The organism is Actinocrispum sp. NPDC049592 (assembly GCF_040675465.1).
In the GTDB taxonomy this organism is placed as follows: domain Bacteria; phylum Actinomycetota; class Actinomycetes; order Mycobacteriales; family Pseudonocardiaceae; genus Kibdelosporangium.
This window is the reverse complement of the sequence record NZ_JBFAPA010000004.1, coordinates 468,926-493,291: the sequence shown is the minus strand read 5'-3', so window position 1 is coordinate 493,291 and position 24,366 is coordinate 468,926. Positions and strand designations below refer to the sequence as shown.

The following is a 24,366-nucleotide window of genomic DNA, read 5'->3' as shown; positions in this document are numbered from 1 at the left end:
ATGCGGATTCTCATCTCCGGCGCCAGCATCGCCGGTCCAGTGCTGGCGTACTGGCTCACCAGGCACGGCTTCGACGTCACGGTCGTCGAGCGCGCGCAGGCTCTGCGCAAGACCGGCGGCCACGCGGTCGACCTGTACGAGCCCGCGACGAACATCTCGCAGCAGATGGGCGTGCTCCCGCGCATCGAGCAGCGGGCCACCGACACGAACCGGATGACCGTCCACCGGGAGGGCGCACGGGGTCCCGTCCGAGTGAACCTCGCCAAGATCTTCGGCGCCACTGCGGGGCGGCACGTCGAAGTCATGCGCGACGACCTGAGCGAGATCTACTACGACGCGACGCGCGACGACGTCGAGTACATCTTCGGCGACTCGATCACCGAAATCTCGCCCGGCGGTGAGGTGCGGTTCGAGAATGCCGCACCGCGCCGGTTCGACCTCGTGGTCGGCGCGGACGGGCTGCACTCCACCGTGCGCCGCCTCGTCTTCGGCGACGAGTCCTGCTTCAGCGCTTTCGCCGGGGCCTACCTGGGGGTGCTGACCCTGCCCAACAGCTCCGGTCTCGACGGCGAGCTCCACATGCACGTCGGCGTCGGCCGCACCGCAGGCATGTACGGCGCACGGCACCTCGACGACGCGCGGGCGTTGTTCCTGTTCCGCAGTAAGCACGAGCTGGACTACCGCCACCGCGACGTGCGCAGGCAGAAGGAGTTGCTGCGCGAAGCGTTCGACGGCATGCACACCGACGTGGACCGCTGGCTGGACGCGCTCGACCACAGCCCGGCGTTCTATTTCGACTCGATCACTCAGCTCCGCATGGACACCTGGTCACGGGGAAGGGTGACCCTCGTCGGCGACGCGGGCTACTGCCCAGGCCCGGCCGTCGGCGCCAGCACCACCCTGGCCATCGTCGGCGCGTACGTCCTCGCCGGAGAGCTGGCGCGGGCGGACGGCGATCACGAGCGCGCCTTCCCCGCCTACGAACGCGCGATGGCGGAGTACGTACGAGGTAGCCACGCGGCCGCGTTGAGCGCGGCGAAGACCCTGATCCCCACGTCCCGCCTGGGCGTTCAAGGGCTGGTCCAGGGCGCACGCCTGATCTCCGCCCTGCCCGCGGGACCCAGCCGTGCCCTCCTGCGCCTCACCACCAAGACCGCACGCGTCTACAACTCCATGACCATCGACGACTACCCGCCAGTGGAACGACCAGCGGATCTACCATCCGGAGGTGAGCGCGGAACGTAGGGGCAAGCCGTTGGGGCCCACGGGGCCGGTGATCGGCCGTGCGTTCCGGGTGCTGGATGCGTTCAGTCCGCAGCGGCCGGTGCTGAGCCTGAGCGAGATCGCGCGACGGGCCGGGATGCCGTTGTCCACGGTGCACCGGTTGGTCCACGAGCTGGCCGAGTGGGGTGCGGTCGAGCGGGATGACGCCGGGGCGTACCGGATCGGGTTGCGGTTGTGGGAGTTGGGAGCGCTGGCTCCTCGCGGGCAAGGGCTTCGGGAACGGGCGCTGCCGTTTCTGGAGGACCTTTCCCAGATCACGCGGGAGAACGTGCAACTGGCCGTGCGGGAGGCGACGGAGGTCGTCTTCATCGAGCGCATCGCCGGTTCCCGGGCGGTACCGGTACTGACGAGGGTGGGCGGGCGGTTCGCGCTCACCGCTACGGGAGTCGGCCTGGTGCTGCTGGCTCACGCACCGGTCGCCGTCCAGGAGGAGGTGCTGGCCGGCCCGATCGAGCGGTACACGGCCCGCACGGTCACCGATCCGGTGCGGCTGCGGCGGATGCTTGCTGATGTCCGGGCGAGGGGTTTCTCGGTCAGCGATCGGCAGGTGACGATGGACGCGCTGTCGGTGGCGGCGCCCATTCACGACCAGCACGGGCAAGTCGTCGCCGCGGTGTCCCTTGTGGTCCGCTACGGCAGCGCCAAACCGGAGGCTCTCGCGGCGCCCGTGCGGACCAGCGCTCGTGCCATCTCCCGCGCGCTGACGTAAGCGGAAGTCTTCCATTTTCCGGAAACCCAGGTTCGGTTCGAGGGGTGTCCGCGGTCACGCTGGGGGATGACCTGCCTGCCGCCCGAGGGACACCCACCATGACCGCCATTCCGAGAAATCATTGGTATGTAGCCGCTTACAGCCGGGAGATCGGCGGTGAGCTGTTCGCCCGGACGATCTGCGGCGAGCCGGTCCTGTTCTGGCGCACCAGGGACGGATCGGTCACCGCCATGCCGGACCGATGCGTGCACCGTCGTTTCCCGCTCTCACAACCCCCGTCCCGGCTGGTGGACGACCAAGTCATCTGCGGGTACCACGGGTTCACCTACGGCGCCGACGGGAAATGCGTGTCCGTGCCGGGCCAGACCCGGATCCCGCGCACGGCCCGGCTGACGCCCTATCCCGTGGTGGAACAGGACTCGTTCGTGTGGATCTTCATCGGCGACCCGGCGAACGCCGACCCGGCCCGCGTGCCGCGAGCATCCTGTTTGGATTCTCCCGGTTACACCACCGTCGCCGGGATGGAACCCTTACGGGCCAGGTACTCCCTGCTCGTGGACAACCTGCTCGACCTGTCCCACGAGACCTACCTGCACGGCGGCTACATCGGCACCCCGGAGGTCGCCTCGACCCCGATCACCACCGAGGTCGACGAGGACGCGGGCATCGTCTACGTCTCCCGGCACATGGACGACGCCGAATGCCCGCCGTTCTACGCGAAATCGACCGGCCTGCAGGGCCGGATCACCCGCTGGCAGGACATCGAGTACACCCCACCGTGCCTCTACAAACTGCACAGCCGCATCGCGCCCGCCGGCTGCGTTCCCCGGCCGGACGGCAGCGATCCGGACGCCTTCCACGTCGAGGTCGTCTACGCGATCACCCCGGAGACCGAGCACACCACCCACGACTTCTGGGCTGTGGCACGAGATTTCGCCCTGGACGACGAGGAGGTGTCGGCGTTCCTCGCGGAGAGCAACCGGACGGTGGTCCTGCAGGATGTCGAGGCATTGGACGTGCTCGAACGCGTCATCGCCACCGAGCCCCCTGGCTACCAGGAACTGTCGATCAACATCGACACCGGCGGCTTGGCCGCCCGCCGGCTGCTGCAGCGCATGGTGACGTCATGAACGAGCCGGTCCTGGCCGGTGAGCGCGTCTTCCGCATCCACTGGGTCCTCGGTACCGACCGGTTGCGGGCGGTCTGTCACTGCGCGGCCCAACGAGAGTTCGACGAACCAGTGGCGCTGTGGGAATGGCTGCTCGCGCATCCAGACGGGCACGACACCAAGCCATGAGCACAGAACACGAGTTCTCCCTCGTGGTAGAGCGCAAGGGGCCCCTCGCCGACGGAGTCGTCGGGCTGGTCCTCCGCTGTCCCAACGGGCAAGCCCTGCCCAGCTGGGAACCGGGCGCGCACATCGACCTGATCCTCACCGACGAGCTCACCCGGCAGTACTCGCTGTGCGGGGATCCGCGCGACTCCACGACATTCCGGCTGGCCGTGCTACGCAACGCCGACGGGCGCGGCGGCTCGAAGCACGTCCATGACGAGCTCACCGAAGGACAACTCGTCCGCGTTCGGGGCCCTCGCAACAACTTCAGGCTCGTGGAGGCCGAGGAGTACCTGTTCATCGCGGGCGGCATCGGCATCACCCCCATCCTGCCGATGATCACCCAGGTCGCGGCCTGCGACCGGCCCTGGCGGCTGGTCTACGGCGGACGAACCCGCTCAGCCATGGCGTTCCGCGAAGAACTCGAGGCGCTCCACCCCGGACACGTCGAGATCCACCCGCAAGACGAACACGGACTGCTCGACCTGCCCACCGTCCTGGCTCGGCCGACCCCAGCGATCTACTGCTGCGGGCCGGAACCACTGCTGACGGCCGTGGAACACCAATGCACATCAGGCGCACTGCACCTGGAACGGTTCGCCCCGCGGGCCGACCCGGCCGACGGCACAGGCGAGCATTTCGAAGTCGAACTGGCCCGGACGGGCACGGTCCTGACCATCCCGCCGGATCGTTCTATTGTGGACGTTCTCGACGACTCCGGCCGGCCGGTGCTGTACTCCTGCCGCGAAGGCACCTGCGGCACCTGCGAGACCACGGTCCTGTCCGGGATGCCTGACCACCGCGACTCGATCCTCACGGCGGCCGAACAGGCGGCCGGTGACACGATGATGATCTGCGTGTCCCGATCACGCTCGCCGCGGCTCGTCCTCGACCTCTAACGGTTAGGCTGCGCCGCGACCCAGACGGCACTACCGACGAGGATCGATGGCCGACCGCCACCTGATAGACGTCCATATCCTGCTCGTACGCGACGGCGAGGTGCTGCTCACCCGTCGCCGTGACGCCAATCCGAGGTTCGACGGGCTGTGGCATTTGCCGTCCGGGAAACTGGACCGGGGTGAGTCGGTGCTGGCAGCGGCGGTTCGTGAGGCCGAGGAGGAAGTCGGAGTGCTGATCGAGCAGGACGACCTCAAGCACGTGCATACGTTGCACGTCAACGGGTCCGGGGTGGAGCCGCGGCTCGGGCTGTTCTTCGAGGCGACGCGATGGACCGGCGAACCGGTCAACCGTGAGCCCGACAAGTGCTCGGCCGTCCAGTGGTTCCGGCTCGATGCGCTGCCGGACGAGTTGATCTCCTACCCGGCCGCGGGTCTGCGGGCCTACCGCGCCGGAATCCCTTTCGGAGTACGTGGATGGAATCATGCATGAGGCCGGGAGCGCGAGGCTCCCGGCCACCGGGTGCTAGCGGGTCCGGGTGAAGCTGAAGTAGTCGAGGTTGGCGACGCCAGGGGAGGAGCCCAGAGCGACGAGGTACACGTCGTGCACGCCCCCGGTGGGGACGATGGGCGTGTACTGGGTCTCGTACGTGTCGAAACCGCCTGTGGAGATGGACGTGACGGTGCCGATCACCGGGCCGGTGGGGGAGTCGAGGCGGATGTGGAACTGGCGCCCGGCATAGGCGGGATCTTCGCCGAGGCTGGCGGCGAAGGTGTCGCGGCCGGTGCCGAAGTCGACCGCGGTGTAGCCTGCCCAGTCGCCGCCGTCGAAGTTGCCCATGACCATGCCGGTGCCCGCGGCGTGGCGGGCCACGCCGTTGCTGCTGGCGTAACGCTCGGCCTGGACGGTGGTGGAGTCCAAGGAAGCGCCGCCGAACCAACGGGGTACGCCGTACTGGTAGGCGCCCGCGCTGGGCCGCTTGTCGCGGAAGCCGTCAGTCGCGGGTGGACGGACGACACCGGCGTTGCGGGCGGGGGAGTTGGCCTGCAGCGTGTAGTCGTTCACCGCCGGGCTGGTGAACAGAGGATCGGTCGAGAACGGGATGTTGTTCGACGCGGTGATGCCCGGCTGGGTATCGACGTTGCCGATGTTGTTCGCGAACTCCATGTTCGTGTACGGGCCGCCGTGCAGGCTCACCACGTTGGTGTCGGTGCCCGAGGTGTTGTTGTACACCTTGGTGCCCGTGCCCGAGGTCTCGGTGTTGAACAGCACGGCGCCGTAGGTGGTGTTGTTCCAGACCACGTTGTTGTAAATCAGGCCGTTGGACGCGCCGAGGTCCATGTAGATGCCGGGCGCGGGGGCGAACCGGGCGAGCGGCGCGGGATCATGCATCAGGTTGTGGTGCATGGACGTGCCCGCGATGTCGTTGCGGCAGCACACATAGATGGCGCCGCCGTCGTTGACCAGGTTGTTGTAGTCCGACAGGTCGTTGTAGCCGATGTCGTGGCTGCGGGAGAACGCCCCGGCCACCTTGTTGTCGATGTTGATGCTGCTGCGCCCGGTCGCGGTCACGGTGTTGTGCGTGATCGTGGCTTCCTGACCGATCACGTTGATGCCGGCGGCGTAGCTGCCCAGGTAGTCGGTGTGCGTGATGGTGTTGCCGGTCACCGTGTTCTTGCTGCCCGCGACCATGACCCCGTTGCCCGCGCTCCAGTCCAGCGTGCTGTTGCGCAACGTGTTCCTGGTGCCGTTCAACAGGATTCCGGACGTGGTCTCACCCGCGCTCAACATCGCGCAGTGGTCGGGGACGGTGACCATGTTCGGGTCGCGCTTGAGGTCTGCGTACGCCGAGATGAACCGGCCCGCCAGCCGATCGATTGTGTTGTCCGTCGAGGTCGGCGAGGTCTGCACGGTCGACGCACGCACACCCAGGCCGGAGATGGCGATGAACGACCGGCCGGACAGGTCGATGCCCACGTTGCGCTGCTTGGCCTCGACGAGGTGACTGGCAGGGTTGTCGCCGTCGAGCGTCCACAGGTACAGCTTCTTCGCAGCCGGGTCGTAGAACCACGAGCCGCCGTGACCGAGCAGCCGCAGCGCCCCGCTCAACGCGTAGAACGTGGTCTGGTTGGGCTGCAGGCTGATGCAGTCGGTCAGCGAGTCCGCGGTGACCGACCCGACCGCCGAGGAGGTCACGGTGCCCGACTCGGCGACGAACCAGTTCCGTGCGGTCAGCCGCGTGCCGACCCACCAGCCGGCGGGCTGGGTCAGGGCGTTGTCGGACAGGCTCGTGGAGGTGCCGCTCTGCGCATTGGCCCAGTTCGGCCGTATCGGATTGTTGCCCGGATAGGGCCACTGCGCTTCGACGTTCATCGCGCCGTCGACGAACACCTGGTTGCCGGGCAGGTCCGCCGACAGAGCGACAGGCGCCTGGTAGACGTGCCCACTGGAAACACCGGACGCGAACGGGGAACCGGCGATGCGGGCGTCGGCGGCCTGCAGTTGGGCCAGGTCAGCGGCGGTTACCTGGCTCCAGCCGGACACGACGTCGGTGCCGTCGACCGTGACGGTCGCGCCCGGTGCGGCGGTGAACGTGATCGGTGCGCGGTCGGTCCCACTGCGGGCCGGTGTCACCGTCTCGCGGTAGGTCCCCGACGCGATCACACAGGTATCGCCTGGTGCCATGACGTCGGCGCACTGTTGGATGTGCTGGAACGGCTGGGCCGCGGTGCCCGGCCGGTCGTCCGCCCCGGACTGGCTCACGTAGTAGGTCCGGTGGGCGGCCGCGGCGGCGCCTCCGGTGGTCATCGAGGCGAACAGCGTGAACACGGCCACGCCCGCCACCAGGGATCTCGAAGGCATCATCGCCATCCAATCGCTAATCGATTGAGCGGACTGTAGGCGGGGTGGGAAGCTGGGTCAACGGGCAGATGACCTGGGCGGCGCGCCGTTGGGGCGGGGTGAATGCACTCGGTTATCGTTTGGGGAGACGAAGAAGGGGAGCGGATCAGGTGGACTCGATCAGCGGCGGCGAACTTCCCCGGATGTTGTTGTCCGACCAGGCTTACGAGCGGGTGCGCCGGTCCATCCTGGACGGCACGCTCAGCCCCGGCACCCGCCTGGTCGAGGCCGAGATCGCCAAACGGCTCGGGGTCAGCCAGGCCCCGGTGCGGGAGGCCTTCAAACGCCTCGCGCACGAAGGACTGCTGGTGTCGCGGCCCCGGCGGGGCAGCTACGTCGCGGACATCTCCGCCGAGGACGCTGGCTCGGCCCGTGAAGTCCGCGCCATGCTGGAGGAAGCGGCCGCCCGCGACGCCGTGGCCCGGTTCGACGAGGAGGCCCGCGCGACCCTGGAAACCCAGGTCGGCTGCATGCGCCAGGCCGCCGCGACCGGTGACCTGGCCGCGTTCCGCGCCGCCGACATGGCGTTTCACCGCGCGGTGGTCACCTTGAGCGGCAACCGGTATCTGCCCAGGTTGTGGGACGTGATGGAGTCCAGCCTGCTCAGCCTGCGGGTCGTCGGCGACCCGGGGTTCACCGGCAGCTGGCCGGAGATGGCCGAGGCGCACCAGAGCCTCATCGAGGTGCTGGCCAGCGGCAACCGCGGCAAGGCGGCCGCGGCCTTCCGGGACCACGCCTCCGGCCAGGAGGCCTACCCGGCCTGACGTCTCCGTTCGACTGCCGCGTCCGGTACCCAGAGTGACCGGACGCGGTTTCCGACTGCCCGAAGTGGACCACGAGGCGCGCCTGCTTTGCTTGGGCCAGTTGGAAACCGGGGCTGCGGCGAGTCACCATCGAGATGAGGAACGGGTCTTGACGGATCGCCGGTCGCCGTCTTTGATGGCCAATCAATAATCGATTGGCGATTGAGAGCAGCGATGACGCGCACCGCATCCGTGGTCACGGCCGTGACGCCGGCCGACCGGCCGCCAAAGTGGGCGACGTTGCAACGCGACCTGTTCGACCTGCTGGATCAGGGCAGACGCCGGTTCGAGGAGCTGTACTGCGCCCCGGACGGCTCGCTGGTCTTCAACGGCCGCACCCACGGCCGCGACGGGGTCGACGACTTCTACGAGCCGTTCTTCAACTGGCCCATGCTCTACCTGCTCGGCGGCGCCGATGACCTGCTCGACGCGTGCAAACACCACTGGTCGGGCGTCACCCGCCAGCTGACCCACCGCGGCCTGCTCACCAAGGAGTTCGAGAACGGCTACGACTGGTTCCACCAGGGCGAATCGCTGCTGTTGTTCTACGGGATCTGCGCCGCGGACCCCGGCGACGAGCAGTTCGCCGGCCGCGCTCACCGGTTCGCCGACCTGTTCCTCGGCGACTCGCCTGCCGGGAACTACGACACGCACCGGCGGATGATGCGCGCCCCGCACATCGGCGCCCTCGGCCCCCGCCCCGGCCTGGGCGAGGACCGGCCGTACGAGGCGGCGAACACCGCGATGCGCAAGTACGGCCTGCCGATGCGCGATATCGACGGCATCACCACCTGGGACGACCTGGCCGATCCGGCCAAGGCCCGGTTGATGGCCGACGAGATGAACCGGCGGCTCGGCACCGGCGACGTGCCGCTCAACCTCGCGGTCACCTCCCTGGTCACCAACGCCTGGCTCTACGACCACGACCAGAGGTACGCCGACTTCGTCGAGTCCTATGTGGACGCCTGGGCGCAACGGACTGCCGCCAACGCCGGCCTCATCCCGGACAACGTCGGCCCGAACGGGCAGGTCGGCGAACTGCACGCCGGGCACTGGTACGGCGGGCACTACGGCTGGTCCTGGCCGCACGGCCTGTACAGCGTGGTGGCGCCCGCCTTGATCGCAGCCGTGAACACCACCCTGATCACCGGCGACGATGCCGCCTTGTCGTTGCCGCGCAACGCCGTCCACGCCGCCTTGGAACAGGCACGCGTGTCCACTATGGACCCAGTCGACGCGGCGTTCCACGACCACTGGCACGACCGGCTCGGCAGCGACATCGACCGCGAGCTGCTGCTCGTGCCCTACCGGTACGACGACACCGGCTGGTTCGACTACCAGCCCCTGCCCCCGGCCTACCCGGCCTGGTTGTGGTGGCTGACCCACGACGCCGCCGATCACGCGCTCCTGCACGGTCTGGCCGTCGGTTCGGGCTACGACTGGCAGCAGGTCCGCGACTTCCGCGAGAAGGAAGAGGCCGGGCACGAACCGCCCTGGCTGGGTTTCCTCGCCGGAACCAACCCGCACTACCCGGAAAACGCCCTGACCATGGCCATCGGCCAGGTGCGGCGGCAGATGCGGCTGATGGAAGCCAACCCGACACCGCCGCCGGGCGACGACATCCACTGGTGGCAACGGCTCAACCCGGTCGTCACCGAGATCCTCACCCAGCTCATCGCCGGAGCACCACAGATGCTCTACAACGGCGGCCTGCCACTGACCCAGCTGCGGTGGGCCGACGCGGTCCGAGGCCGGCCTGGGCTGCCGGACGGCGTCGCAGCCCTGGTCCGCACCATCGGGAAAAGCGAGCTGACCCTCGAGCTGGTCAACCTCCACCAGCTCTCGCGAACCCTGACCGTGACCGGCGGCGGTTACGGCGAACACCCGATCACCGCCGTGACCGCGGACGACGGCACCGAACAACCCGTCACCGGCCGGTTGCGCATCCACCTGCCACCCCGCACCCGGATCCGTCTGCGGCTGCGCTTCACCCGGCGCGGGCAGCGAGCCCGCCACCAACGCACAGGAGTCTGAGCACCGGATGTCGACATCGCCTGAACTCAGCAGCGTCTGGCCGCTGCCCGTGCGCGGCCCGCGGTACGACCGCGCCGACCCCGCGCTGGTCGAGGCCCTGACCACGGTCAGCAGCGCGACCGCGTGCGCGCAACTGCACCAGCTGGGCATCACCCGCACCTTCGTGGCGGGACCGACGCCGCTCGTGCCCGGCCACCGGGTGGTCGGCTCCAGCGTGACCCTGCAGTTCATGCCGCAACGGGAGGACGTGGCCAGCGGTGTGGCGCAGGAGTACGTGGAGCGGACCACCGCGCTGTGGGCGGTGCTGGAGACCATCCAGCCCGGCGATGTCCTGGTCATCCAGGCCTACGGCCGCGCCTACACCGGCTGCCTCGGTGACATGCTCGTTCGGTACTTCAAACGCAAGGGTGGCGCGGGCATCGTCGTCGACGGCCGGATCCGTGACGCACCACGGGTGCGGCAGCTGGGCGTGCCGATCTGGTGCACTGGGGTGACCCCGCACTACGCGTCCCAGTCCGAGCTTTTCCCGTGGGCGTATGACGTTCCAGTCGCGGTCGGCGGCGTGCTGTGCCTGCCGGGCGACATCGTCGTAGCCGACGACGACGGCGCTGTCGTGGTTCCCCGGGCCACGGCGAACGACGTCGTGAGCCGCGCCGCTGACCACGAGGAATGGGAGGTGTTCAGCCGGATGCGCATCGACCAGGGCGCCGTGCTCAGCGAGTACTACCCGCTGACCGCCGACAGCCGCGCCGAGTTCGAGGCCTGGCGGGACCGGCGATGAGAACCGTCCGGCTGCCACTGCGGCCCGGTGTCGCGGTCACCCAGCTCGGGTTCGGCGGCGCACCGATCGGCAACCTCTACGAAGACATCCCCGACGACCAAGCCAAGTCCACCGTGGACACTGCTTGGGACAACGGGATCCGTTACATCGACACCGCCCCGCACTACGGCGCCGGACTCTCCGAGGCCCGGGTCGGCGCCGCGCTGGCCGGGAACCAGTGGACGATCTCCACCAAGGTCGGGCGCCTGCTGAAATGGACCCCGGGCGGCGTTGTGCGGGTGTTCGACTACAGCGCCGACGGGGTGCGGCGATCGCTGGAGCAGAGCCTGCGGCGGCTGAGGATCGACCGCTTGGACATCGTGTTCGTGCACGACCCCGACGACCACTGGGACCAGGCGCGCGACGAGGCCATCCCGGCGTTGTGCGCGTTGCGCGACCAGGGCGTGATCGGCGCGGTCGGCGCCGGGATGAACCAGTCCGCGATGCTGGCCCGGTTCGTCGCCGAGACCGACGTCGACGTGGTCATGTGCGCCGGCCGGTACACGCTGCTGGACCAACCCGCCCTGGCCGACCTGCTGCCGCTCGCGGTCGCGCGCCGGGTCGCGGTGCTGGCCGCCGGCGTGTTCAACTCCGGCCTGCTCGCCCACGCGGAACCCAAGGACCGGGCCAAGTACGACTACGCCCCAGTCCCGCCCGACGTTCTGCTGCGGGCCAAGGAACTCGCCGAAGTGTGCCGCGAACACGGCACGTCCCTGCCGGTCGCCGCGGTGCACTTCCCGATGCGGCACCCGGCCGTCGTCGGGGTCGTACTCGGCATGAGCTCACCCGCCGAAGTCCGGCAGAACACCGGTTTTCTCGCCACGCCGCCACCTCCGACGCTGTGGGCCGATCTGGCCGCTCGCGGGTTGCTGGCCGGCTGATCCCTCTTCCCATGCTCCACGAAAGGCAGAACCCCATGTCGCCCAGGTCAATGAAGTCAGGGGCCCGACGCCGCCTCACCATCGCCGCACTGTCGGTGACCGCGGTGATGCTGTCGGCGTGTGCCACCGCGGAACAGTCCACCGCCCCTGGTGGTGGCGGCTCCCCGGCCGCGTTCGAACCGGCTCCGCAGCAGGACGGCTCACAGATCACCGTGTGGACCGACTCCACCCGGCTCAAGTCCGTGCAGGCCTACCAGGCCGCGCACCCCGAGGCGAAGCTGAACGTCGTCACCTACGACGGCAGCGCGGACGGATCGACCTACCTGCAGACCAAGGTCCAGTTGTTCGACCGGACCGGCAACGGCTGGCCGGACGTCGTGTTCGCCAGCACCACCGACGTCACCTGGGCCTCGCAACCCGCCAACCCGCAGGCCAAGGCGTTCGCCGCGCCGTTCGACGCCGGTCTGGTCCCGCAGGCGACGCTCGACGGGTTCGCCAAGGGCTCCCTGGATCCGTGCAAGTTCAACGGGCACACCTACTGCCTGCGCAACGACATCGCGCAGGTCGTGCTTTGGTACAACAAGAAGCTGATGGACGAGTTCGGCTACCAGGTACCGGAAACGTGGGAGCAGTACGAGGCGCTGGGGGAGAAGGTCGCCAAGGAGCACCCCGGGTACCTGATCGGATCGGTCGGCGACACCAACTCGCACGAGTCGTACTTCTGGTCCAGCCAGTGCCCGGCGCTGTCTCTTGTGGACGCCAGGACACTCAAGTCCGACCTGTCCGACAAGAACTGCACCCGGATGGCGACCCTGCTGGACAAGCTGATCGCCGCCAAGAGCCTGACCACCCAGGGGTTCTTCAGCCAGAGCTTCGCCAAGGACAACGCGTCGAAGGTGCTGATGGCCAACGGGCCGTCCTGGTACGGCAAGTACCTGTTCGACGGCGCGTTCAAGGTTCCGGCCGGGCAGATGGCCGCCACGGGTCCGTTGAAGTGGGACGGTGAGTCCACTGTGGCCACCGGCAACGTCGGCGGCGGCGTCTGGATGGTGTCGTCGCACACCGCCAACCTCAAGACGGCCACCGACCTGGTGACCTGGCTGACCACCTCGAACGAGAACCAGGCCGGCGCCCCGACCTACCCGGCCTACTCGGCGGCCGCCAAGGCGTGGCTGGCCAACCCGGAGAACAAGCAGTACTTCGCCACGGATGTCAGCGATGTCCTCACCAAGGCCGCCGACGCGGTCTGGACCGGCTGGTCGAACACCAGGTTCTCCGACGCCACCGCGTGGTCCAACGTCGTCCTCCCGGCATTGACGGCGGGCAGGACGCTGACCGAGACCTTGCCGCAGTGGCAGACCGCGATCATCGACGAAGCCAAGACAGTCGGCTACACGATTGCCGGGAAATGACCACAGTGGACACTTCGGTCGCCCCAGCGGTGACCGTGATCGCCAGTCCCGTCCGGCGACGTCGGCGGACCGGGCCGGCGGGGTGGTTGTTCGTGGCCGGGTACACGGTGCTGCTGGTCGCGTTCGGCATCTTCCCGACGGTGTACGCGTTCTACCTGGCGCTGACCAACGACCGCGGGCAGTTCACCGGGCTCAACCAGTTCGTCAAAGTCGCGCAGGACTACCGGTTCCTGCCCGCGTTCCTCAACATCGCGCTGTACCTGGTGATGTGGCTGGTCGCGTTGGTCGTGCTGACCGTGGCGGTGGCCGTGGTGCTGCGCGGGCGGATCCGGCCGGGACTGTCGGCGATCTTCCGGTTCCTGTACTACGTGCCGGGCGCGCTGGCCGGGGTGGCGAGCGTGCTGGTGTGGCTGTTCATGCTCGACCCCGGCGTCAGCCCGGCCTCGGGGTTGTTGCACGCCTTGGGGTTCGACTCGTTCGCGGCCGTGCTGGCGCCGGGGGACCTGCCGGTGATCTTCGTGCTGATCGCGTTCTGGACCGGCGCGGGCGGCTGGATGGTCGTGATGTACGGGGCGCTGAACAACATCCCCGACGAGGTGCTCGAAGCGGCCAGAATGGACGGTGCCGGACCGTGGCGCACGGCATGGAACATCCAGATCCCGATGATCCGCAAGTGGATCGCCTACATGACCATCCTGGCGTTCGCCGCGGGCACCCAGCTGTTCGTCGAACCCCAGCTGCTGCAGACCGCCTCCCTGGGCCGGGTGAGCCCCACCTGGTCGCCCAACCAGCTGGCCTACGTGTACGCGTTCCAGAAGGGCGACTTCAACGGCGCCGCCGCGATCTCTGTGTTCCTGCTGGCCCTGGGCCTGATCTGCGCCGGGGTGCTGGTGTCCCGCTCGGATCTGTTCACCGTGGACGATGAGGCATGACCATGTTGAGCAGGCTGAAGCGGCCGCACGAGTCGGCCAGCCTGGTGATCGTGGTGCTGCTGCTGGCGCTCGCGGTGTTCTTCGTCGTGCCCGTGCTGTGGCTGGTGCTCGCCCCGACCAAGACCGCGGGCGAGCTGATCCACGACGGCCCGCTGTCGTTCGGGTCGCTGGCCAACATCGGCACCGCCTGGCAGCACCTGATCGCGTTCCAGGACGGGGTGCTGCTGGTGTGGCTGCGCAACTCCGCCATCTACTCCGCGCTGACCCTCGTGCTCACCCTGCTGGTCAGCGTCCCGGCGGGTTACGCGTTGGCGCTGATGAACTTCCGCGGCCGCAAGACCCTGCTGGCGGTCACCCTGGTCGTGATGATCATGCCGTCGGCCACCCTCGTGCTGCCGGTGTTCCTGGAACTCAACCAGTTCGGGCTGATCGGCACGATCTGGTCGGTGGTGCTGCCGATGGCGTTCTACCCGTTCGGCGTGTACCTGGTGTACATCTACTTCGCCACCAGCCTGCCCCGCGAGATCATCGAGGCCGCGCGGATCGACGGCTGCTCGCAGCTGCAGGTGTTCACCAGGATCGCCCTGCCGCTGGCCAAACCGGTGGCCGGGCTGGTCGCGTTCTTCAGCTTCGTGGGCAACTGGAACAACTTCTTCCTGCCCTACCTCGTGCTGCCCAACAGCGACCAGTTCCCGCTGCAGGTCGGCCTGAACCAGCTGCTTTCCTCGACCCCGGCGTTCAACCCGGTGGCGGGCGGCGGCCTGAACATCACCAGCCCCGAGCTGGCGCTGGCGGTCATCATCGCCATCCTGCCGGTGCTCGTGCTGTTCGTGTTCTCCCAGCGGACTCTGGTGTCCGGCATGCTCGCCGGCTCGACGAAGGGCTAGGCATTCGCGCGGCGGAGGCGTTCGGCGGCTTGGGCCTCCAGGGCGTCTCCGGCGACCGGGGCGTCACCGTGGAGTACTTCCCATCGGGCGTTGTGAGCGGGGGTCCACAGGCTGGCCGCCCAGGCGACCTCGAGTTCCTCGTCGGTGAACACGCGGCCCCTGGCGTCCTGATAGGTCGCCAGGAACGCCTCGGAACTCTCGATCGGTGCCAGCGTGGGCTGCCCGGAGTTCGCGAACGCCCCACTGGCCAGTCCCGCCAACGCCGCTTCGGGTTGCCAGGCCAGGCTGTCCCAGTCGTGCACGGTCCAGATCCGGTCGCCGTGCCATCGCAGGTTCTGTGCCTCGAAGTCCGCGTGGCCCAGTACGCACGGCAAACCGGCGGCCAGGACCCGCTTGCGGACCCGGTCGGCCGTGTTGACGACGAAGTCGGGCACGGCGCTCTGGTCGCGGTCATCGAGGAAGTCGATGGCCGGCCACACCCCGGGATCCGTGTGGTCCCACCGTGACCAGCGTGGACTAGGCAGCGGAGGCGCGACTGTCACGTCGGCCAGGTCGGTCATCAGCCAGGCGAACACTTCGGCGTAGCGCACGGCCACGTCCGGCGAGTCTCCATACAGCACATCGCCGCCGGGCCGGTACTCCTCGGCGTGCACGGCCAGGTCACCCACGCCGACAACGGGTGTGAGCGGCCGGGCGCACGGAAATCCGCGCTCGGCCAACACCATCTGCGCCGCCACACACGACCCGGCCCGGCCGTCGTCCTCGCGGGCCTTGACCACGACCTCCACCCCGTTGGTCAGCCGCAGGCCGAACACCATCGAGATCTGGCGCAGCCGGAAGAGCACCTCGGCGGGTTCGCCGGCCAGATGGTCCAGGCACCAGCCCCGCAGCCAGTCCGGCGGATCGTTCGGCAGCACGATGATCACTGTGCCACAGGGCTGTTCAGCGTAAGTACAAATAGCCACAGAACTCGCACAAGTAACGCAACACGGCGAACACACGAGAAGTGTGTGGATATCGGCATCGCGCCCCGAGGGGAAAACGCCGTTGAGCCTCAAGGATCTCTCCCTTCCCGTCGTACTGGGCCTGGCCGGCGTGGTGCTGCTGATGGCGGGCGTGCTCGGGAAGAAGTTCGTGTTCCTGCAGTCGCGCATTCCCGAGACGGCGGGCAAGGTGCGGGTCGCCGGTGTGCTGGTCGGGTCCATCCTGATCCTGTTGGGGATCAGCACGTTCACCTACCAGGTCCGGCACGCCGCCGGGCAGGAGCTGCCCGACCCGCCCACCTCGTCGGACCCACCGACCACCACTTCGCCGACATCCGGAACAACGTCCCGGACAACGTCCACGACCACCACGACGAATTCGTCAAAGAATTACACAAGCGATTCCCCGGCAAGCACCACGTCGAAGTCTTCTCACACAACTACATCTCGTACGACGACAACGACGAAACCATTCGCCGGACAGGTGAAGCCGATCGGCGCGGAGGTGTTCGACCAGCCGTATTTCACCGCGCGCAAAGTGGGGTTCCTGCCCGGCGGTTCGGTCGCGGAGATCTTCTGCACCACCCGCGGCCAGATGTCCCGCGACCCGTACAACGGGTACATGACCGACCTGTGGGACTTCGTCGGCACCGGCTACATCCCCGATGTCGCGGTCGACACGCGGACCAACGCGCCGACGCGGGGCCCGTGCCGCTGAGACCGGTACGGTCCCACGCGTGCGATCACAGAACTACGGCCGCGACATCCTTTCGGGCAAACCCAAGCGGGTGATCCCGGAGCTGGCCGCCGAGCCGGGCCTGGTGGTCGAGGACCCGGCGAGCGGGTTCTGCGGCGCGGTGGTCCGCATCGAGCAGGGCAGCGTCGTGCTGGAGGACCGGCACGGCAAACACCGCCTGTTCCCCATGGTCCCGGCCGGGTTCCTGGTCGACGGCAAACCCGTCACCCTCGTCAAACCCGCTGCCGCACCGGCAAAACCCGCCATGTCCGCGTCCGGCTCCGTGCGCGTCGCGGGTTTGAAGGCGCGCACCGCCCGCGAGAGCCGGATCTGGGTCGAGGGCATCCACGACGCCGAACTGGTCGAACGCGTGTGGGGCCACGACCTCCGCGTGGAAGGGATTGTCGTCGAACCCCTCGACGGCATCGACAACCTCGCCGCCGACATCGCCGAGTTCGGCACCGCCCCGCACCGCCGCCTCGGCGTCCTGGTCGACCACCTCGTCGACGGCAGCAAGGAATCCCGCATCGTCGCCGCCGTCACCGATCCCAACGTCCTGGTGACGGGGCACCCTTATGTGGACATCTGGCAGGCGGTCAAACCCGCCTCGGTCGGGATCAAGCAGTGGCCGACGATTCCGCGCGGGGTGCCGTGGAAGGAGGGGATCTGCTCCGCGCTCGGCTGGGGCGAACCCGCCGACGGCTGGCGCCGGGTCCTCGCGGGCGTGAAGGGGTTCCGCGATCTGGAGACCCCGCTGATCGGTTCCGTGGAACGGCTCATCGACTTCGTCGGCATCACCGATTCCTGAACGCTCCGCCCGGGGTCTGTATGGGCATGGAACTCACCGCTGATACCCGGGCCCTGCTCGACGGCCCGCACACCGCCGTACTCGCCACCGCGAACGCCGACGGCCGTCCACAGTCGTCGGTCATCTTCGTCAAACGCGACGGCGACACCGTCGTGTTCAGCACCATCAAAGGCCGCCTCAAAACCCGCAACATGACCCGCGACCCCCGCGTCAGCCTCCTCGTGGTCAGCAAGGAACCCGGCCGCTACGTCGAGATCCGTGGCACCGTCACCATCACCGACGACCCCGCCAAACTGATGCTCACCGAGATGTACAACACCTACATGGGCGGCGCCACGCCGCCGCCCGAGCCCGAGGCGGAGCGGGTCATCGTCCGGATCACCCCGGAAAAGCTGTACGTGTTCCCACCCGCTGCCTGACGAAGTTCTTGGGAAGAGATTTCGAAGGAGGTGTCGGATCGGGTCGGGGGTGTTCGTAGCAGCGGTGACAGGCCGCCCAGCAGGGGCGAGCCGACGGACCCGCGAAGGACGTTTCCCGATGACTACCTTGACGGAGCCCGCCCGCCGTTCCGGTCGCCTGATGTGGGCGATTCTGGGATTGGTGCTGCTGGCCGACGCTCTCGACGTGATCGATGCGACGGTCACGAACATCGCCGCTCCCACGATCGCGGGTGAGCTCAACGGCGGGGAGAGCCTGATCAAGTGGCTCGGTCCGGCGTACATGCTCGCGATGGGCGTGTTGCTCGTGGTCGGCGGGCGGTTGGGTGACAAGTTCGGTCAGCGCAGGCTTTTCCTGATCGGGATGGGTGGGTTCACAGTGGCGTCGGCGGTCGCCGGGTTCGCATCCAGCCCTGCGCTGCTCATCGCCGCCCGGGTCGCGCAGGGAGCGTTCGGGGCGCTGCTCATCCCGCAAGGCATGGCGATCATGACCAAAGCATTCGACCGCGGCATGCTCGCCAAGGCGTTCGGGCTGTTCGGCCCGGTGCTCGGGCTCTCCAGCGTCGGCGGCCCGGTCCTGGCCGGATTCGTGATCAGCGCCGATGTGTTCGGGCTGTCCTGGCGGCCGATCTTCCTGATCAACATCATCCTTGGCGTTGCCGGACTGGTCATGGCCGTCAGGATCCTGCCGCGTGACGACGACGTCGACCGGTCCACCGTGATCGATGGCTGGGCCTCGGGGCTGCTCGCGGTGACCATGCTCGGGTTGCTGTACGGCCTGATCGAGGGCTCGACCAACGGCTGGAGCGCCCTGCCCATCGCGTCGATCGCCGTCGGCGTCCTGTTCTTCGCCGCCTTCGTCTACCGCCAGCGCACCGCGACCCATCCGCTCATCACGCCCTCGCTGATGAAGAACCGCGGTTTCACGTCCGGACTGGTCGTGTGCCTGGTCGCGGTCGCCGCCGGCTCCGGTCTGCTGTTCGTGCTGTCGCTGTTCCTGCAGGAAGGTCTGCACGTCAGCCCGAAGGACACCTCATTTGGGCTGGTGCCGCTCACCCTGGGGCTCGTCGCCGCCGGGTTCGCCGCGATGGGTGGCCTGGTCGCCAAGTTCGGCCGCCGGCTCGTGTTCATCGGCCTCACCGTCGACCTTCTCGGCTGCGGCTGGGTCCTGGTCCTGGTCGCCTCCGCCGGGACGAACCTCTGGGCGCTGGCCCCCGCGTTCTTCGTCATCGGTGTCGGCATCGGCCTCAGCTTCGCGACCATCCCCACCGTCGCTCTGGGCGACGCGAAACCTGACGAGGCCGGCAGCGCCAGCGGCTCGTTCAGCTCGATCCAGCAACTCGCCTCGGCGATCGGCTCGGCCGCGGTCACGTCGATCTTCTTCCAGGCCACGGCCGCCGGAGTGGACCACGCCATGAAAGTCACGCTCATCGTCGTGCTGGCCCTCACCGTCCTCAGCCTCCCGCTCGTCGCGCTGATGCCCCGCAAGGCGGCGTAGCCCCGGGGCTGCGCGATCGGGTGAACGCTGATCACATCCAGCGATCGGCGTGACACGATGTGGCGATGGCGGCCTGGCTGGTGTGGTTGGTCGCAGGCTTGATCCTGGTCGCTGCCGAGATGGCGACCGGGGGCCTGTGGTTGCTCATGACCGGCCTGGGTGCACTGGGGGGAGCGCTGGCCGCCGCGTTCGGCGCGGGACCCGTCCTGGCCACGATCGTGTTCGCCATCGTGTCGGTCGCCCTACTGGCCGGGTTACGGCCGGTGATGCTGCGTCGCTACCAGACGCGGGACATCCGGACGAACACACAGGCGTTGATCGGTGCCAAGGCGACGGTGGTCGTGCCGGTGCACGGCGACCAGGGGCGGGTCAAGATCGGCGGGGAGATCTGGTCCGCGCGAGCACACCACGGCGAGGCCGAGACGTTCCCGGAGGGCACGGCGGTGATCGTCGTGGAGATCTCCGGGGCGACCGCGATCGTGGCGCCCGAGCCATGACGCGCGCGAGAGCCGTGGAGCTAGTAGAGAGAACTCACCAACCCCGCGCATCGTGGAGGTAGCTGACTTGGACTCCATCACGATCATCCTCGTCGTGGTCATCGTCGTGTTCGTGCTGACGGTCGTGGTCAAGTCCGTCCTGGTCATCCCGCAGGCGCAGGCCGCGGTGATCGAACGGCTCGGCCGGTTCACCAAGGTCGCCGAGCCCGGGCTGAACTTCCTCGCCCCGTTCCTCGACCGGGTCCGCGCGCGCATCGACCTGCGCGAGCAGGTGGTGTCCTTCCCGCCGCAGCCGGTGATCACGCAGGACAACCTGACCGTGTCCATCGACACCGTCGTGTACTTCCAGGTCACCGAGCCGCGCGCGGCGGTCTACGAGATCTCCAACTACATCGTCGGTGTCGAGCAGCTGGCCACCACCACGCTGCGCAACCTGGTCGGCGGCATGAGCCTCGAGGAGACCCTCACCTCCCGCGACGAGATCAACTCACAGCTGCGTGGCGTGCTCGACGAGGCCACCGGCCGCTGGGGTATCCGCGTCGCCCGCGTGGAGCTCAAGGCGATCGACCCGCCGCCGTCCATTCAGGACTCGATGGAGAAGCAGATGCGCGCCGACCGCGAGAAGCGCGCGATGATCCTGACCGCGGAAGGGCAGCGCGAGGCGGCTATCAAGACCGCGGAAGGCCAGAAACAGAGCCAGATCCTGTCCGCCGAGGGCGCCAAGCAGGCCGCCATCCTCGCCGCCGAGGCCGAGCGCCAGTCCCGGATCCTGCGCGCCCAAGGTGAACGCGCAGCCCGCTACCTGCAGGCCCAAGGCCAGGCCAAGGCGATCGAGAAGGTGTTCACCGCGATCAAGGCCGGCAAGCCGACGCCGGAAGTCCTTGCGTACCAGTACTTGCAGACCCTGCCGCAGATGGCGCAGGGCGACGCCAACAAGGTCTGGCTCGTGCCGTCCGACTACGGCAAGGCCCTCGAAGGGTTCGCCCGCATGCTCGGCGCCCCCGGCGACGACGGCGTGTTCCGCTACGAACCGTCCAAAGAGGAAGTCCCCATGTCGCGCCCCGAACAGGACGACGACGAGATCAAGGGCTGGTTCGACACCTCCACCGACCCCCGCGTCGCCGAGGCCGTGCGCGCCGCGGAAGCCGTGGCCCGCAAGGAAGTCCCGAGCCCCCTGCAGGTCCGCCCCACCCCCGTCCGCCCGATCACCATGTCCGCCAACGACGACGACCCCGCCGCCACCGCCCCACCACCCGGCCCCGGCGTCGACCTCGCCGACTCACCCGAGCTGTCCGACGAGACGTGACGATCACATAGGGTCTGTCGATAGTGCCTGATGTGAAAGGACATCGCCGCAGGCTGGTGCCCAGCGTCGTGGTCACCCAGGTGCGCAGGACACCGAGCCTGCGACCGGCTGCACGCAAGCCATCCCGGCGGCGGCAGATGAACTGGCCGGCGGTGACGTCACTGATCACCGCCCTGACGGCGGTCGGCGCCTTGATCTTCACCGGCCTGTCGCTGAACGCCACCCGCGACCAGGTCGCCATCGCGCAGTCGCAGAACGCGGTGGTGGAGCAAGGCCAGTTCACCGACCGGTACGGCAAGGCGGTCGAGCAGATCGGCCGGCAGGGCGCCGACCACCTGCAGATCCGCCTCGGCGGAATCTATGCGCTGGAACGCCTTGCCCACGACTCGCCGCGGGACCAGCCCACGATCATCGAGGTCCTCACCGCCTTCATCCGCACCAACACCCCGCCCTCCGCACCGCCCGAGACACTCAGAACCCCAGTGACGTGCCCGGACCAACGCATTCCCGCGGATGTTCAGGCGGCGTTGACAGTCATCAGCCGACGGGACGCGGCTCAAGACCGGAAGGCCGTTGTCGACCTGCACGAGACGTGCCTCGTCGGCGCGGTGTTCGATGGGTCGACCCTGACCAAGGCCAACTTCATCCGCGCCAACCTGACGAACTCGGCCTTCTACTCGGCCGACCTCAGCAGCGCCGAGTTCTGGGCGGCCGATTTCACCGGCGTCCAGTCCTTCACCAGACCAGGAGCCAAGCCGACCGTCTGCAGCCATACCGACTTCAGGTTCGCGAACCTGGCAAAGTTCGGCGCCATCTGCGGCGTCATGGACGGGGCGCAATTCGCCGACGCGAACCTCATTGGTGCGAACCTGGCCCTCAGTTACGCGCACGGCGCGGACTTCTCCAGGGCGATCCTGTGGCGCGCCGACCTGGCGTACGGCGATTTTCAGGACGCGAGCTTCAGATTCGCGGACCTCAACGAGGCCGACATCAAGGGGGCGCACCTCCGCGGTGTGGATCTCAGGGACACCCGGCACGACCGAACGCGGATCGACGACGCGGAGACGGACGACAGGACGAAAGGGAAATGGTGGTGACGGCGGCTTACCCGCCTGAGGCGACGCGGCTGCGGTGATCGGCCACGTACACGCGGGTCGCGCATCGCGTCGAACAGAACCGGCGCCGCCCATTGCGTGAGGTGTCCACGTACACGACCTCGCACCCAACCCCGTCACACCGACCCAGCCGCGCGGGATCCAGGCACAGCACATGCGCCACGCCCGCGGCGGTGAACGCCTTGGTCCGTGCGACCTCGCCGACGTGCTCGCCCGAGTAGTGGATGTGAGGGGCGCGGCCGTCGTGGGTGGAGATGTAGGGGCGGCTTGCCGAGTCCTCGAGCAGGCCGTTGACCACGTCAATCAAACGGGCGAGATCCGGCTCACCGAAAGCGGGGGACAGCCGGTCGGCCCACGCCAGGATCTCCACGGCTTCCGAGTCGGTGACGACGGTGTTCGCGCGGTTGTACTGGCGGAACAGCGAACTCACGGCCTCGGCCGGGTCGGTCACGTCCTTGCCGACGTTCACCAGCGCGGCCGCCAGCTCCGCCGCGGGCCCGCCGTAAGGGTTGAACTGCATTGACCCATTACACCAGGCTGGGCTGGTGATCACCAGATGCCCTCAGTGCGGGTGGCCCGCACACGAACTGCCCGCCTCCGAGCACCGCACGTCCGAAGGTGTCGTCAGCTACCGCCGGTGTGTCTGCGGCTCGTGGATCATCCAGCTGGAACGGACCGTGACGGCCGTGGTCACGCCCTGACTGCGCCGACGACCGCCCACCGGCCGGATCGCAGCCGGGAGACCACGCTGACCATCCTGACCAGCAGGAACGCCGAGAGACCTGACCAGATCCCGGCCAGCCCCCAGCCGAAACTCAACGATGCCCACACGATCGGCAGAAACCCGAGCGCGGCCGCGACCATCGTGGCGTTGCGCAGGTACGCCGCGTCGCCGGCGCCGAGCAGCACACCGTCCAAAGCGAACACGACACCGCCGATGGGTTGCAGCGCGACGAAGAACCACCAGGCGTTGGGGATTTCCGCGAGCACGCCCGGGTCGCTGGTGAACACGTGTGGCAGGACCTCGGCCAGTGCCGCGAACAGAACGGCGAGCACGGTGCCGAAAGCGAGGCCGCTGCGAGTCACCTGCCAGGCCACCCGGCGCGCGCGGTCCGAGTCGTCCGCGCCGAGTGCGGCGCCGATCAACGCCTGCGCGGCCACAGCCAGCGAGTCGAGCACGAGCGCCAGGAACATCCACAGCTGGAACACCACCTGGTGCGCACCGACCGCGGCCGTTGAGGTGTGCGCGGCGACGGCGGTCGCGGAGATCCAGCACGACTGGAACGCCAGGCCCAGCAGGACCAGGTCACGGGCGACGCCGAACTGCGCCTTGAGGGCAGCCGCAACGGGCGCGAGGGGAACGCCCTCGGCGATCAGCGCCCGCACGAACAAGCCGGCGGAGATCAGTTGCGCCGCGACGTTGGCGATGGCGGAACCATTGAGCCCCCAGCCGAAGCCGTGCACCAGCAACGGGCACAGGGCAGCGGAGATCCCGTTGCCCACGAGCACGAACCGCAGTGGCCGCCGCATGTCCTGTACACCGCGCATCCAGCCGTTGCCCGCCATGGTGATCAAGATCATCGGTGCGCCGAACAGTGCGATCCGCAACCACCCGATGGCCGCATCCGCCGCCTGAACGTCCCCGGTGAGGGCATGGGCGATGGGGGAGACGAACAGTTGCCCGGCGACGAGCAGCACCAGGCCGATCAGCACGGCGCACCACGTCGCCTGCACACCTTCGGCGACCGCATCGGCCCGTCGGCCGGCGCCGTGCAATCGGGCCGCCCGGGCGGTGGTGCCGAAGGTCAGGAACGACATCTGGGTGGCGATCTGGGCCAGCACGATGGCGCCGACCGACAGGCCGGCGAGGGGAACGGCGCCGAGGTGCCCGACCACGGCGGTGTCGACAAGAAGGTAAAGCGGTTCGGCGGTAAGGACACCCAACGCGGGTACGGCGAGCTTGACGATCTGCCGGTCGACCAGCATGTCTCTCCCCCAGTAAGGAGCGCTCTGGGCTTGCGCCCCTGACGAGCGGGAGCCTAACCGTAAGGGGTCAACGCGTCCAATGCTCGTTACCGCATGGAATCTTGTCA

Annotated in this window: 25 protein-coding genes; 21 read left to right on the top strand and 4 right to left on the bottom strand. The window is 68.4% G+C overall.

Annotated elements, in window-relative coordinates:
* From AB0J95_RS14625 to AB0J95_RS14600, 6 genes are all read left to right on the top strand, one after another.
* Positions 1 to 1,245: an FAD-dependent monooxygenase gene (locus tag AB0J95_RS14625; protein WP_364757172.1), complete on the top strand. Its 1,245-nt coding sequence runs from the start codon at positions 1 to 3 to the stop codon at positions 1,243 to 1,245.
* A 28-nt stretch (positions 1,246 to 1,273) separates the two neighbouring features.
* Positions 1,274 to 1,993, top strand: a complete 720-nt coding sequence (locus AB0J95_RS14620; RefSeq protein WP_364757202.1) for an IclR family transcriptional regulator — start codon at positions 1,274 to 1,276, stop codon at positions 1,991 to 1,993.
* A 98-nt stretch (positions 1,994 to 2,091) separates the two neighbouring features.
* Positions 2,092 to 3,123 carry an aromatic ring-hydroxylating dioxygenase subunit alpha gene (locus tag AB0J95_RS14615; protein WP_364757171.1) on the top strand — a complete coding sequence of 344 codons (1,032 nt, stop codon included), beginning with the start codon at positions 2,092 to 2,094 and terminating at the stop codon, positions 3,121 to 3,123.
* Positions 3,120 to 3,290 (top strand): hypothetical protein, encoded by a 171-nt coding sequence (locus AB0J95_RS14610; RefSeq protein WP_364757169.1) that lies wholly within the window; start codon positions 3,120 to 3,122, stop codon positions 3,288 to 3,290. Before AB0J95_RS14615 ends, AB0J95_RS14610 begins: the two co-directional genes overlap by 4 nt.
* Positions 3,287 to 4,225: a PDR/VanB family oxidoreductase gene (locus AB0J95_RS14605; RefSeq protein WP_364757168.1), complete on the top strand. Its 939-nt coding sequence runs from the start codon at positions 3,287 to 3,289 to the stop codon at positions 4,223 to 4,225. Before AB0J95_RS14610 ends, AB0J95_RS14605 begins: the two co-directional genes overlap by 4 nt.
* A 46-nt stretch (positions 4,226 to 4,271) precedes the next feature.
* The gene (locus tag AB0J95_RS14600) at positions 4,272 to 4,715 is read left to right on the top strand and encodes an NUDIX domain-containing protein (protein ID WP_364757166.1); all 444 of its coding nucleotides are present in this window, start codon (positions 4,272 to 4,274) and stop codon (positions 4,713 to 4,715) included.
* Positions 4,716 to 4,748: 33 nt separating this feature from the next.
* On the opposite strand, the gene AB0J95_RS14595 is transcribed toward AB0J95_RS14600, so the two are convergent.
* Positions 4,749 to 7,085 carry a carbohydrate-binding protein gene (locus AB0J95_RS14595; protein ID WP_364757164.1) on the bottom strand — a complete coding sequence of 779 codons (2,337 nt, stop codon included), beginning with the start codon at positions 7,083 to 7,085 and terminating at the stop codon, positions 4,749 to 4,751.
* Between the two features lie 149 nt (positions 7,086 to 7,234).
* Between AB0J95_RS14595 and AB0J95_RS14590 the strand changes: the two genes are divergently transcribed.
* From AB0J95_RS14590 to AB0J95_RS14560, 7 genes are all read left to right on the top strand, one after another.
* Complete coding sequence (locus AB0J95_RS14590; protein ID WP_364757162.1) at positions 7,235 to 7,888, top strand: GntR family transcriptional regulator; 654 nt, start codon at positions 7,235 to 7,237, stop codon at positions 7,886 to 7,888.
* Between the two features lie 213 nt (positions 7,889 to 8,101).
* Complete coding sequence (locus AB0J95_RS14585) at positions 8,102 to 9,961, top strand: hypothetical protein (protein ID WP_364757160.1); 1,860 nt, start codon at positions 8,102 to 8,104, stop codon at positions 9,959 to 9,961.
* 7 nt (positions 9,962 to 9,968) lie between these two features.
* On the top strand, positions 9,969 to 10,742 hold the full coding sequence (locus AB0J95_RS14580) for a ribonuclease activity regulator RraA (protein WP_364757158.1): 774 nt from the start codon (positions 9,969 to 9,971) through the stop codon (positions 10,740 to 10,742).
* The gene (locus AB0J95_RS14575; RefSeq protein ID WP_364757156.1) at positions 10,739 to 11,662 is read left to right on the top strand and encodes an aldo/keto reductase; all 924 of its coding nucleotides are present in this window, start codon (positions 10,739 to 10,741) and stop codon (positions 11,660 to 11,662) included. The genes AB0J95_RS14580 and AB0J95_RS14575 overlap by 4 nt, the downstream gene beginning before the upstream one ends.
* A gap of 50 nt (positions 11,663 to 11,712) precedes the next feature.
* Entirely contained in the window at positions 11,713 to 13,074 is a 1,362-nt protein-coding gene (locus AB0J95_RS14570) for an ABC transporter substrate-binding protein (protein ID WP_364757154.1), read from the top strand.
* Positions 13,071 to 14,006, top strand: coding sequence for a sugar ABC transporter permease (locus AB0J95_RS14565; RefSeq protein WP_364757152.1), 936 nt, complete (start codon positions 13,071 to 13,073; stop codon positions 14,004 to 14,006). The genes AB0J95_RS14570 and AB0J95_RS14565 overlap by 4 nt, the downstream gene beginning before the upstream one ends.
* A gap of 2 nt (positions 14,007 to 14,008) precedes the next feature.
* Positions 14,009 to 14,893, top strand: coding sequence for a carbohydrate ABC transporter permease (locus tag AB0J95_RS14560; RefSeq protein ID WP_364757150.1), 885 nt, complete (start codon positions 14,009 to 14,011; stop codon positions 14,891 to 14,893).
* Here the strand turns inward: AB0J95_RS14560 and AB0J95_RS14555 are convergent.
* The gene (locus AB0J95_RS14555) at positions 14,890 to 15,810 is read right to left on the bottom strand and encodes a hypothetical protein (protein ID WP_364757149.1); all 921 of its coding nucleotides are present in this window, start codon (positions 15,808 to 15,810) and stop codon (positions 14,890 to 14,892) included. The two genes, AB0J95_RS14560 and AB0J95_RS14555, sit on opposite strands and share 4 nt — an antisense overlap.
* Before the next feature lie 130 nt (positions 15,811 to 15,940).
* Between AB0J95_RS14555 and AB0J95_RS14550 the strand changes: the two genes are divergently transcribed.
* The 7 genes from AB0J95_RS14550 (at position 15,941) to AB0J95_RS14520 (ending at position 22,255) form a co-directional block, all read left to right on the top strand.
* Positions 15,941 to 16,594 carry a hypothetical protein gene (locus tag AB0J95_RS14550; protein ID WP_364757148.1) on the top strand — a complete coding sequence of 218 codons (654 nt, stop codon included), beginning with the start codon at positions 15,941 to 15,943 and terminating at the stop codon, positions 16,592 to 16,594.
* A gap of 19 nt (positions 16,595 to 16,613) precedes the next feature.
* A complete protein-coding gene (locus tag AB0J95_RS14545; protein ID WP_364757146.1) occupies positions 16,614 to 17,420 on the top strand; it encodes a DUF3097 domain-containing protein in 807 nt (268 codons plus the stop codon).
* A 26-nt stretch (positions 17,421 to 17,446) separates the two neighbouring features.
* Positions 17,447 to 17,839 carry a PPOX class F420-dependent oxidoreductase gene (locus AB0J95_RS14540; RefSeq protein ID WP_364757144.1) on the top strand — a complete coding sequence of 131 codons (393 nt, stop codon included), beginning with the start codon at positions 17,447 to 17,449 and terminating at the stop codon, positions 17,837 to 17,839.
* A gap of 118 nt (positions 17,840 to 17,957) precedes the next feature.
* Complete coding sequence (locus tag AB0J95_RS14535; RefSeq protein ID WP_364757142.1) at positions 17,958 to 19,355, top strand: MFS transporter; 1,398 nt, start codon at positions 17,958 to 17,960, stop codon at positions 19,353 to 19,355.
* Between the two features lie 65 nt (positions 19,356 to 19,420).
* Positions 19,421 to 19,852, top strand: coding sequence for an NfeD family protein (locus AB0J95_RS14530; protein WP_364757140.1), 432 nt, complete (start codon positions 19,421 to 19,423; stop codon positions 19,850 to 19,852).
* A gap of 76 nt (positions 19,853 to 19,928) precedes the next feature.
* Positions 19,929 to 21,158, top strand: a complete 1,230-nt coding sequence (locus tag AB0J95_RS14525; protein WP_364757201.1) for an SPFH domain-containing protein — start codon at positions 19,929 to 19,931, stop codon at positions 21,156 to 21,158.
* 32 nt (positions 21,159 to 21,190) lie between these two features.
* Positions 21,191 to 22,255, top strand: a complete 1,065-nt coding sequence (locus AB0J95_RS14520; RefSeq protein WP_364757138.1) for a pentapeptide repeat-containing protein — start codon at positions 21,191 to 21,193, stop codon at positions 22,253 to 22,255.
* A 7-nt stretch (positions 22,256 to 22,262) separates the two neighbouring features.
* Here AB0J95_RS14520 and AB0J95_RS14515 read toward each other — a convergent pair whose 3' ends face one another.
* Positions 22,263 to 22,793: a CGNR zinc finger domain-containing protein gene (locus AB0J95_RS14515; RefSeq protein ID WP_364757136.1), complete on the bottom strand. Its 531-nt coding sequence runs from the start codon at positions 22,791 to 22,793 to the stop codon at positions 22,263 to 22,265.
* A 25-nt stretch (positions 22,794 to 22,818) separates the two neighbouring features.
* Here AB0J95_RS14515 and AB0J95_RS14510 point away from each other — a divergent pair, with 25 nt between their 5' ends.
* Entirely contained in the window at positions 22,819 to 22,974 is a 156-nt protein-coding gene (locus AB0J95_RS14510; protein ID WP_364757135.1) for a hypothetical protein, read from the top strand.
* On the opposite strand, the gene AB0J95_RS14505 is transcribed toward AB0J95_RS14510, so the two are convergent.
* Positions 22,964 to 24,259: an MATE family efflux transporter gene (locus AB0J95_RS14505; RefSeq protein WP_364757134.1), complete on the bottom strand. Its 1,296-nt coding sequence runs from the start codon at positions 24,257 to 24,259 to the stop codon at positions 22,964 to 22,966. The two genes, AB0J95_RS14510 and AB0J95_RS14505, sit on opposite strands and share 11 nt — an antisense overlap.
* Positions 24,260 to 24,366: the final 107 nt, after the last annotated feature.